Annotated in this window: 8 protein-coding genes; 3 read left to right on the plus strand and 5 right to left on the minus strand. The window is 62.9% G+C overall.

The genetic code is table 11. The features are described 5' to 3' along the window. The 5 genes from ACFVJ3_RS48220 to ACFVJ3_RS48240 form a co-directional block, all read right to left on the minus strand. The coding region (locus ACFVJ3_RS48220) for a carboxyl transferase domain-containing protein (RefSeq protein ID WP_378458822.1) at positions 1-281 on the minus strand (281 nt) is incomplete at its 3' end. A gap of 168 nt (positions 282-449) precedes the next feature. After that, positions 450-2,450, minus strand: coding sequence for an acetoacetate--CoA ligase (locus ACFVJ3_RS48225; RefSeq protein ID WP_378458823.1), 2,001 nt, complete (start codon positions 2,448-2,450; stop codon positions 450-452). Positions 2,451-2,543: 93 nt separating this feature from the next. Next, positions 2,544-4,310 carry an FAD-dependent oxidoreductase gene (locus ACFVJ3_RS48230; protein ID WP_378458824.1) on the minus strand — a complete coding sequence of 589 codons (1,767 nt, stop codon included), beginning with the start codon at positions 4,308-4,310 and terminating at the stop codon, positions 2,544-2,546. Beyond that, positions 4,303-5,190, minus strand: a complete 888-nt coding sequence (locus ACFVJ3_RS48235; RefSeq protein WP_378458825.1) for a fumarylacetoacetate hydrolase family protein — start codon at positions 5,188-5,190, stop codon at positions 4,303-4,305. The genes ACFVJ3_RS48230 and ACFVJ3_RS48235 overlap by 8 nt, the downstream gene beginning before the upstream one ends. A 73-nt stretch (positions 5,191-5,263) precedes the next feature. Next, entirely contained in the window at positions 5,264-5,836 is a 573-nt protein-coding gene (locus ACFVJ3_RS48240) for a VOC family protein (protein ID WP_378458826.1), read from the minus strand. A gap of 1,195 nt (positions 5,837-7,031) precedes the next feature. On the opposite strand from ACFVJ3_RS48240, the gene ACFVJ3_RS48245 reads away from it, so the two are divergent. The 3 genes from ACFVJ3_RS48245 to ACFVJ3_RS48255 all read left to right on the plus strand — a co-directional run bounded on the left by ACFVJ3_RS48245 (position 7,032) and on the right by ACFVJ3_RS48255 (position 10,340). Continuing rightward, on the plus strand, positions 7,032-8,012 hold the full coding sequence (locus ACFVJ3_RS48245) for a zinc-binding alcohol dehydrogenase family protein (protein ID WP_378458827.1): 981 nt from the start codon (positions 7,032-7,034) through the stop codon (positions 8,010-8,012). 349 nt (positions 8,013-8,361) lie between these two features. Beyond that, positions 8,362-9,660 (plus strand): PucR family transcriptional regulator, encoded by a 1,299-nt coding sequence (locus tag ACFVJ3_RS48250; protein WP_378458828.1) that lies wholly within the window; start codon positions 8,362-8,364, stop codon positions 9,658-9,660. 41 nt (positions 9,661-9,701) lie between these two features. Then, complete coding sequence (locus ACFVJ3_RS48255) at positions 9,702-10,340, plus strand: 3,4-dihydroxy-2-butanone-4-phosphate synthase (RefSeq protein WP_378458829.1); 639 nt, start codon at positions 9,702-9,704, stop codon at positions 10,338-10,340. Positions 10,341-11,034: the final 694 nt, after the last annotated feature.

Below are 11,034 nucleotides of genomic sequence, written 5' to 3' on the forward strand. Positions count from 1 at the left end.
GTGCCGTAGCCGGTGACGACGCCGTCGCCGACGGGGCGGTTGTCGGCGAGGCCGAAGTTCACCGAGCGGTGCCGGGCGAGGGCGTCGAGTTCGACGAACGAGCCGTCGTCCAATAGGGCGGTGATGCGTTCGCGGGCGGTGAGCTTGCCCTTGGCGTGGACCTTCTCGACCGCGGCTTCACCGCTCGGGTGCTGCGCCTCGGCCTGACGATTACGCAGGTCGGCGAGCTTTCCCGCCGTCGTGTGAATATCGGGCGTGGTCTGTGGCCGAACCTGTGTCATTGTCTGATCCCAACTGTTGCGTGCACGCTTGTAGATTCCTTGCGGCCCAGAGCCTGTTCTGTCGTCGATTCCGCGGGGGGTGTACAACCACCACCGGTGGTGGCACCAGGAAGACGGTCGTGCCGGGCCACCACGTACTCTGATCTCCTCGCGGCGACCCGGGCGGGGTCACGCTTTGCGGGCGGCAGCGTGTCCGGTGTCGGTGTGGTGGAATCGCTCGGCGTAGCCGATGTACCAGTCGAGTGCTCCTGGGTCGGCCACGGTCGCGCGATTGATCGCCACCTGCGGCGCCACACCCTGGATCAACTTCTTCACCGGGATTTCGAGTCGCTTACCAGTGCGGGTCACCGGGACTGCCGGTACGTCGATCACCTCGTCGGGCACGTGTCGTGGGGAGACCTGCGTTCTGATGGTGGTGCGGATCTTGTCAAGCAGTGCCTCGTCGAGTGTGTACCCGGGGCGCAACACGACGAACAGTGGCATGTGGTACCCCCCGTTGGGCAATTCGGCACCGATCACCAGGGATTCGGCGATCTCGGGGAGGGTCTCGACCGCTTGGTAGATGTCCGCGGAACCCATCCGCACTCCGCCACGGTTGATGGTTGAATCCGACCGGCCGTGAACGCCACACGCCCCGTCGGCCTCGATCGTGATCCAGTCCCCGTGCCGCCAGACGCCGGGGTAGACGTCGAAGTAGGCCTCCCGGTAGCGGTGGCCATCGCTGTCGTTCCAGAAGTAGATCGGCATGGATGGCATCGGAGCGGCGATCACCATCTCACCGACCTCGCCCGTCACCGGCTCGCCTGCTTCGTTCCACGCCTGAACATCGACTCCGAGGTAGGGGCCTTGCAGTTCCCCCGTCCGCACCGGACAGAAGGGGTTGGCTCCGATGAACCCGGTTGCCACATCGGTACCACCGCTGTCGGAACCCAGATGCACATCGTCGGTGACCGCGTCGTAGACCCACCGCCAGGTGGTGTCCGGTAGCGGCGAACCGGTCGACATGATCGAACGCAGCACCGAAAGGTCGAACTCGTCCCCGGGCCGCGTGCCGGCCCGCTCGCACAAGGTCAGGTACGCCGCCCCGGTGCCGAACCGGGTGACACGGTGCTCGGCGCAGATCCGGAACTGATGGTCGGGTCGCCCGTACGTCGGGCTTCCGTCATAGGTGACGAGGGTTGCGCCGGTGGCCATGGCGTCGACGAGCATGTTCCACACGACCCAGGCGGTGCTCGCCGCGATGAACACTCGGTCGGTGGGACCAAGGTCGTAGTGGAGGGCGTTGGCCTTGAGCGCCTCGAGCAGGATGCCGCCGTGTGAATGCACGATGCCCTTGGGGAGGCCCGTCGTACCCGAGCTGTACAGGATCCACAATGGATGATCGAACGGTACTTGTTCGTAGTGCGGCTGTGCATCGCCCACAACGAGATCTGCATAGTCTGCGACGCCGTCCGGGGACGGGACCGCCTCGTCGAGATTGCGGACCAGAATGGTGTGACGGACGGACGGGAGCTGTTCCCGGAGGTCGGCGAGCAGGTCGATCCGGTCGATTCGTTTCCCGTTGAACTGGTAGCCGTCGACGCCGATCAACACGGTTGGCTCGATCTGTGCGAATCGGTCCGTCAGTCCTTTGAGCCCGAAATCCGGTGCGCAGCAAGACCATATCGCTCCCACGCTGGCGGCGGCGAGCACGGACACGATCGCAGGGGCAATGTTCGGAAGTACCGCCGCGATTCGATCACCGGGGCGGATCCCGACCTGGCGGAAGTGTGCTGCGAGGTTGGCGACCTGCGCCACCAGTTCTCGCCGGGACAGCTCACCATTGATCCCGTTCTCGTTGACCGAGATGATCGCGGCACCATCGCGCTCGCTGTCGCGAAGGAGATTTTCGGCCCAGTTCAGGTGGGCATTCGGAAACCACTGCGCCCCAGGCATTGTCCGATCGGTCAACACCGCGGTCGACGGCGCCGAGGCGATCACGTCGAAGTGCTCCCAGATCGAGGACCAGAATCCGTCGAGGTCGTGGACCGACCACCGCCACAAGGAGTCGAAATTGGTGGTTTCGACCTGCTTTTCAGCTGCCAACCAGCGCTGGTACTGCGCCAGTCGGGATGCGCTGATGCGCTCGGCCGACGGTGACCACAGCACCTCACGTCCAGACTCGGACATCGGTGTCGTTCCTTTCACCTGGGTTTCGGGAGCTCACGGACGCGGGCGCCGGGTGCGTCCACGTCCGTGAGCAGCATGTTTCGGAGGGTGTCGTCAGCGTGCGAGCACGGCGCCGAAGACGCGTGTGAGTTCCCCGACCGGATCAGCATTGCCACCGGTGCTGCGCCAGGCGACGTGGTTGTCCGGGCGAACCAGGATGGCGCCGGAGTCGTCGATTTGGCGGAGATCAGCCCACGTGCCCTGACTGTCGGTGAAGGGTCCACTCTCGGTGATCTGGGCGATCTTCAGCCGGATGCCGAACTTTTCCTCGACCACCGCGGCTGCGTTAGCCCACGTCTCGCCTTCCGCTCCGACGATCAGCACGAAGCAGGCACTGTTCTCGGTGAGGTCGTGCGTGGAGATCTGTTGTTCGGAGTGGCCGATCCAAGCATGGGGGAGCCGGTGCCCGGGCCGGGTGGTGGGGAAGTACACGGTGCCGAGCGGATCGCGCGGCGGGGCTTCGCTTCCGTCCGGGACCAGTGCACCGCTCGGGTAGGAGAAGCCGATCTCGAGGTCGTGGGCCTGGAATTCGGTGCGCTGGGTATTGATGACTTCCGCGGCGCGCGCTCGGCGGGTCTCGCCCAGGGGTGTGTCGGAGAAATAGTCCCGGAACACCTGAATCTGCGCTTCGAGGGGCTGTCCGGGAATCACCCCGATACCGGAATCGATGACCAGGTGGTTGAGGAAGGTGAACATCGCCCAGTCGACATTGCGCATCCCGACCACGCGGCGTTCGGCCTCGTAGGTGTCGAGCAGTGCGGGCGCGGCGTCGTCACGGAGCACGGCCGCGAGCTTCCATGCCAGATTGTGTGCGTCCTGGATAGCCGTGTTCAGTCCCAGACCGGTAGTCGGCGGGTGGCGGTGCGCGGCGTCGCCGGCGAGGAACACGCGGCCGACCTGATACTTGTCGGCGAGCACTCCTTCGAGGATCCAGTGGCTGACGTGGTGGATCTCGAGCTCGAGATCGGGCAGCTTGAGGAGCTCGCGCAGGCGGGGGACGATCGCCTCCTCGTCGAACCGGGCGGGATCGTCGGGCCGGAAGGTGAAGTGGAGGACGAACTCCTCGGAGTTCTTGCCCCAGGTCGGTCCCATCGCGGCCATGGCTCCGCTGGCCCACGAACCGGCGCCTTCGGGGTTGAGCAGCCAGGTGATCAGGACATCGTCTTCCCAATACTGCGACAGATCAGCGGTGAAGTGGGTGCTGACCATGTCGAGGAGACCGCTCGGACCCTCCATCTTGACCCCGAGCGCATTACCGACGGTCTTGCCGCCGTCGGCGGCAATCAGGTACTTGGCGTGGACGGTGTACGTCTCCTGCGTGTCCAAGTCCTTGATGAGGGCATGGACGCCGTCGTCGTCCTGCTCGAAGGTCAACAGTTCGCGGTTGAAGTGGATCGACTGCGGGGCCCGGCGTTCTGCGTGCTCGCGCAGCAGCGGTTCGAGCCTGATCTGCGGGTAGTTACTCGACGGGCACGGGCTGTCGACGGCGTACTTCGCCTCGAGGCTGCCGCCGCCGAAGGACTCCATGGAGAACAGCGTGCGGCCGTCGAGTTCGCCGTCGCCACCGAGCGAGGTCACCCATCGGGTCTTGCCCATGTTCTTCGGCTTGGTGCCTACCTCGTAGATGGAGTCGGCTACACCGTACTGACGGAGGACCTCCATGGTGCGCTGGTTGAGATAGTGCGCCTTCGGAAGGTGAGAGGTGCCGCTGTGACGTTCGACGAGGTGATGCTCGACGCCGAGCTCGGAGAGGAAGATCGAGGACGACAAGCCGCATCCTCCACCGCCGACGATGAGGACCGGAACGGTGATGTCAGGCATGGGTGGTGCTCCTTCTAGCGGAAGTGAGGTCGCCGTCGCGGACGGGAACGAAGTGGTGGCGCATTTCGCCGATACCCTCGGCGCGGGTGACGAGTTCGTCCTCCGGGCCGATCAGACGCTTGGGTTCGCGAACCCATCCCACGCCTCCCGGAGTGCCGGTGAAGATCAGATCACCGGGGCGCAAGGGCAGGATCGTGGACAAGTAGGCCACGAGCTCCGGGATGGGGAAGACGAGATTGCGGGTGCGTGATTTCTGCATCTCTTGCCCGGAGAGGATGGTACTGACCTCGATGTCGTCGCGGTCAGCGAACTCGTCCGGTGTGACCAGCACAGGACCGATGGGCGCGAAGCCGGCGAAGGACTTGCCGAGATTGAACTGTTGCGGCGCCGGCCCGGAGAGTTGCAGTTCTCGTTCGGACAGGTCCTGGCCGATCGTCAACCCTGCGACGTAGTCCCAGCCATTGCTGGCATCGATGTGCCGGGCGTGCCGACCGATGACGGCAACGAGTTCGACCTCGAAGTCGACCGAGCCGGGTGGGAGCTCGATGTCGTCGTAGGGACCCGTAACCGCACCGGGGAACTTGGTGAACACGAAAGGAGTCTCCGGCAACTGCAGGCCAGCCTCTTCCACGTGATCGCGGTAGTTCACGCCGACCGCGAAGATCTGTCCGGGTCGGGGGACAGGGGCCTGGAGTTCCGATTCGACGACCGGTGATCCTCCGGTGGTGTCGACCGACTTCGCCCACTCGACGAACTCGTCCCACCGGTCGAGGACGGCGTGGGGATCGGCGGAGAATTTGTGGTCGCTGGCTTCTTCGACATCGACCGCGCGACCGTCGACGACGATCTTGAGGCGCCCGGATTGATTTGCCACTCGCATGGGGAGTCCTTTGATGATGAAACGGTGCCGGTCGTGAAATGGGCCCGGAGCGCTCGTCCGGGCCCGGAGTCGATCAGTTGGTCAGGGCGACCATGGGATCGGGCAGGTCGGGGCTGGTCTCCTTTGCCCACGAATGGGTGGTGATCTTCTCGATCGGCGTGCCCTGCACGATGGCCTGTCGCATGAGCGCGGGATCGAACGCAACCCCGATCGGGTTGCCGTCGTACTCGGGGCCGTTCATGTAGGCCGTTGCCTCTTCCGGTGTGGCGAAGTTGTCGATCTGTAGCTCGACGAAGTTCCCGTCGGGATCCTGGTAGTACAGCGACGTCGTCACGCCGTGCTGGATGGGAACCTTGGGCTCGATTCCCCTCTCCTTCAACGCATCGTGCCGGTTCAGGAGATCGTCGAGCGTATCGAACGTGTACGCGGTGTGGTGCATGCCGGCGGCACCAGGGTTGCGCGGCGCGAGCTCGACGGGTGCGCCCAGCAGTGCGACGCGGTGGTGCTCCTCGTCGAAGGTGATGAAGCACAGACTGTGCCCTTCGTAGACGACGTGAGCATCGAGCACGGTGCAGTACCAATCGCGCATCTCTTCGAGACGGCTCGTCTGCAGCACCACATGTGCGAACTTGGGTGTGGCGGTCATCGTTGACTCCTTTGGGTGTCCAATGGCCAGTCGGCGCTGAGACCGATGTGGCACAGGGTTGCTGATACCTGACTCACTCGCTGAAGCTCATAACGAGCGCCGGTCCGAGGTTGGCGGCGCGTCAGTGTGGAACGGATCACTGCGTGTAATATGTTATAACAGAGGTTACACGGGTTGCCAAGACTCGGTCCGTCGAGGTTTTGCCATAGCTGCCGCGCCGATCGGCCCTGTAAGGCGATGTCCCCGAATCTGCTTTGCGTCACACGTTTTTGCCGGAGGTCTCACGAACGATCGACGAGGGCCGGTGGGTGTATCGGGTGATGCGGGCGCCTGACGAGCTGCGATCCGATCGAATACCGGGCCACCACGATGTAGTAGCCGAGCGATGTCCCTCGCTACGGATGCGCGAGAAACGAAGGGGGTGGAGACGCCCACCAGAACTTCCGGTCCGGCGTGAGGCCGTCCACCTTCAATGAGGATTCGTTCGGGGTCGACCACCCGCACGGACGCTTGCTCGATGTGTGCGATCGTCCCAACGATCAAGAACGTGTACTCACGTTCGCTGCTGTCCTGGACCGCGACCAGTCGGGCCCGCTCGACTCCGAGGCATATCTCTTCATCGAGTGATACCCGCGGTGCCGATCGGGGCATATTATCGCCCATCGAGTCCGGCTGCCCTGCTGAACGCGGCGAACCCTCTCGCGCCTCCGGGTCGATGGGGGCTGCTATGGCGTTCATCCGACTTGCCACTTCCTTCTGATGCTCCGGACCGCGATGCGATCTCCCTTTCTCCATTGTTGTGATGCGGAGCACATATTTCTTGGGCTCAATATGAGGAGATCGGGCGCATGTTTGCGCTCTGCGCCAAATCGAATATCGACCGGCGCTGCGCCGGCGCCTCCGGGTTTGCAGTTCCCGCCACCGCGCAGTGTTATAACATAAAACGCGATGCCGAAGATGTACGGCAGCGGCGTTCACGATGCCAGCAACTCGACTCCGTTCGACGCACACGGCTCGTTGAGCTCGATGCGTGTCGGTGATCGCACATAGGACGAATCGACTGACCACTCACCGTGGAGGGTGGCCGCGACGAGGTGTTCACCACCCGGCTGCTCCTGAACCGATGAAGTCGGTTACGTCGTCACACCAACCACGGACTGCTTCGGATGTTCGGACAACCTGAGGAGAGAAATCGATGAAAGCGGCAGTAGTGCACAGCTGGGGCGACGCCGACCAGCTCAGCGTGGAAACAGTTCCCGATCCCACCCCCAACGACGGCGAGGTGCTGGTCGAGCTGCGTGCGAGCTCCCTGAACTGGCACGACGTGATTCTCCGCCAAACCGGACGAGGTTTCACGACGCCGAGCATCCTGGGCATGGACGGTGCAGGAACACGGCTCGACACCGGCGACGACACCATCATCTACCCCTGCCTGAATTGGGGTAGCGCCGAGACGGCACCGGGGAAGGACTTTGCCATCCTCGGTGATAGCACCGACGGAACATATGCGGATTTGGTGTCCGTTCCCGTCGACAACCTGTTTCCCAAGCCGGAGCACCTGTCCTGGGAGGAGGCCGCAGCCCTGCCCTGTGCAGGGTTGACCGCCTACCGTGCGATGTTCACTCGTGCCGACCTGCAGGAAGGTGAGACCGTTCTGGTCCTCGGCGCCGGAAGTGGAGTGTCCACGTTTGCGGTCACGTTCGGTGCTGCGGCCGGCGCACACGTGCTGGTGACGTCGTCGAGTATCGACAAGATCGAATCCGTCCGGGCGATCGGCGCGGAGCGCGGGTTCCTCTACACCGATCCGGACTGGGTCGAGCAGGTCGTCGAGGCCACCGGCGGTGGAGTCGACGTGGTGATCAGTGGAACCGGCGCCAACCTGGCCGAGGCCCTCGGATGCCTCAAGCCGGGTGGTCGGATCGCCGTATTCGGATCGAGCGCCGGCAGAACGGCGACGTTCGAGGTGCCGAGCCTCTACTTCGGCCAGTTCACGATCTTGGGCACCACGCTGGGCAGCCCGACAGACTTCGGTCAGATGCTTCAATTCGTCGAGAAACACCAAATTCGGCCGGTCATCGACTCGACGTGGGCTCTCGATGACATCGTCGCAGCTCACCAGCACCTCGAGTCGCGTCGACACCTCGGTAAGATCGTCCTGGTGAACAAGGCCGAGTGAGTTCGCCCGGCACCATGTCGATCTGAACACCATTTGACCAGAGTCCGATTCACGCGGAGGCGTCACCCGAGGCGCAAACCCCGGATGACGCCTCCACGTGAACCCGGGATCGCCGGGTGGGGATCCACCGAGGACAATACCGCGCAATGCCTACCGTCAAATTTTGGCGTTGAGTCCTAGAGGCATGTGTTGCGCGTCACGTAGTCTTCAAGATGTCGATCGAGACGCCAATCGGACCAGGTCAATCCCACCCGGTGGATTGCCGTCGACTGGATGAACAGTACCGCCGGAGTGCCTGCGAGCCGATCGTGAGGCGGATGTTGACGGCACATAGCCGAAGGAGCAGGTGATGGCCACCGTGGAAGGGCGTTGGGTCAGCCGGCTCGCAGTGAGCGACTCGAAGCGGATCCAATCGGTCTGCTCGACCGAGTTACTCGAACTGGCAGCTGGCCAGGTTGGGTGGGAAGCATTGGATTGGGCTGTCGCGGTGGGAAAGGAGCTCGCGCAGCGGTGTGTCGAGATCTTTCCCGAGTTCGGCGACCGGCCGGCTCAAGTGGCCACGGTTCGTCTCGGCACCGAATCGGGGGCGATCATCACCATGCTGGCAATCGACGGCCACGACTTCCAGATGCCCGAGATCAACGACGATACGGTTCGGGCAGTCCAAGAGTGGGTTCAACGGGGAGTCTCACTGTTGACGATTTGGGCGGCTGTCCGCAAGGGCCACCAATGGCTCGCAGACGAGTACATGCGTGCGTGCATGGAAATGGTTCCCGTGGAAGAGCAACCGGTTCAGCTTCAATTGATTTCGCAGGTTCTGCTGCGCTTCATCGACCGCTTCTCCGACGCCATCGGACGCGAGTACGAGACCGAATACGGGCGGTGGATGACGACAACCGCCGCTGCACGTGAGCAGGTCGTGCGAGCCCTTCTCGGTCGTGAAGGGTATGACCTCTCGAGCGCAGAAAAAGAACTCCAATACTCGTTGGCGCACAGTCATCACATCGGCCTGATCCTGTGGTCCGATACCAACGACCTGCGGCGGAACTCGAGATTGAACAAGATCGCCGATTCCGCGCTCAGGGCCTGCGGCGCGGAACAAGTACTCCTGGTCCCACACGGTCAATCCACACTGTATGCATGGGGAAATCACCCACGGTCGCCCTTCCCGCTGCACGTCGACGTCGACCTCGACGGTGACGCCCCGGTACGGGTAGTGATCGGACGAGCGCACGAAGGACTGGCAGGCTTCATACGAACTCATCACGAGGCGCAGCAGGCGCGAGGAGTACTCGACGCCCTGCCGGGACTGAGGAAGCGCAGCGTCGACTTCGCTGATGTGCACCTGCTGTCCGTCCTGGTGCAAGACATGGAAAAGGCCCGCGGCTTTCTCGAAGCTGAGCTCGGCGAGCTCGCCGCCGACGACCCGCAGAGCTTGACATTGCGGCAGACCGCAGAAGCGTACCTACGCCTCAAGCACAGTCCTCTCGCGGTAGCCAACGAACTTTACGTGGTTCGTAACACCGTCATCTATCGCCTGAAAAAGATCGAACAACTTATCGGGCATTCGCTCGATGAACGAGCGCTCGAAACGTGGACTGCCCTTGTGCTCAAGGATGGAATCACCGCGTGCGCAGAGCACCCGTGACGGCATGCCAATCCCCCTACCGGACAGAACGGAACGACGCCATGACAACCTCGATGATCGAAACCCGTGAACATGACTCGCAGCACGACGGCTTCGAAAGCGGTAGTCGAGCCCTGGCGGCAGGCGAGACGATCGTGATGATTGACGATTCACGCATCGTGTTAATGGCATGCGCCGGCACCGTCACCACTGAGCAGATGGCCTTCATCATCCGCCATACCAGTGGCTTTGTGCAGATTGCCCTTCACGAGATGGTGTGCGACCGACTCCTCCTCGCCGAGGCGATTCCCTCGGATCGGTATGCTCCCGCACACGCCCGCGGACAGTGTGTTGCCGTAGATGCTGCTGTGGGAACGACCACGGGAATATCCGGTGCAGACCGTGCCCGTACAGCGCGCGTGCTGGCCGATCCCACCACCGAACCGAATGGTCTCACGCGGCCGGGCCACCTCGTCCCCGTCCGCGTCATGGCATCGAACCGGAATGCCCGGACCGTCCCCGCTCTCGCACTGGAATTGACCGATTGGGCGCATCCGTCCCATTCCGGCGCAGTGTTCGCTGAACTCGAAAGCATTTATTCCCCAACGGAACTGGCCGACTCAGAGGAAGCGGCCAGATTTGCGCACCAACATGGAATCGTCACCGTGCATGCCGGCCGCGCCTCCGAGTCCGGCAAGTGAATCTCATCCGAATAGGCACACTGTCGGTCGCGTTGTTGTGACCGGCGGCGCAACGAGTTCGGCCGCCGCATAGGGATTTGTGAAAAGCGGACCGTCAGCCGCCGCTCCCGGATAACGCTGGCGAGCAGCCAGGATCGTTTCTATTACATTGATTATCAGTCGATTTGGATGCACCTACTCGCATGCCGTTCTATGTCGACGCAAGCAACCGCATTCGCTGCTTCGAGGTCGCGGCGACGCGGACGCGGCGTCGTCACCGCGCACTGGGCCGCATTCGAGGGCGTCACTGCGCGGTGCGCTCCGTACCGAGAAAACTCCGAAAAGACACCACATCCATTGCTGCGCAGAATATTACAACGGAGGCTTCGGGAAGAAAATTGTACGCGAAAGTCATTCAGGTCTTGACGTTATAACATATGTCAGCATAGTGTGGTCTAGCGCACGCAGCTGGCGTAATGACTCTCCCGGAGGCTCGGGATCGAGGAAATCGATGCAAGTGCCTCGCGAAACTGGACGTACACCAAGATGTGCGGCTTCTTGAAGCCGCATCAACGAATCAAAATACGGAGGACAAAGTGACTGCTACAGCGATGCCGCGCGATACTCGGGATCTGTTGGCGGAGGCGGTGAAGATCGTTCCGGTGGTGGCCGAGGCGGCGCCGGAGGCGTTGGAGTTGCGGCGTGCTCCGGATCG

This window comes from Rhodococcus sp. NPDC127593 (assembly GCF_042671975.1).
Taxonomy (GTDB): domain Bacteria; phylum Actinomycetota; class Actinomycetes; order Mycobacteriales; family Mycobacteriaceae; genus Rhodococcus_F.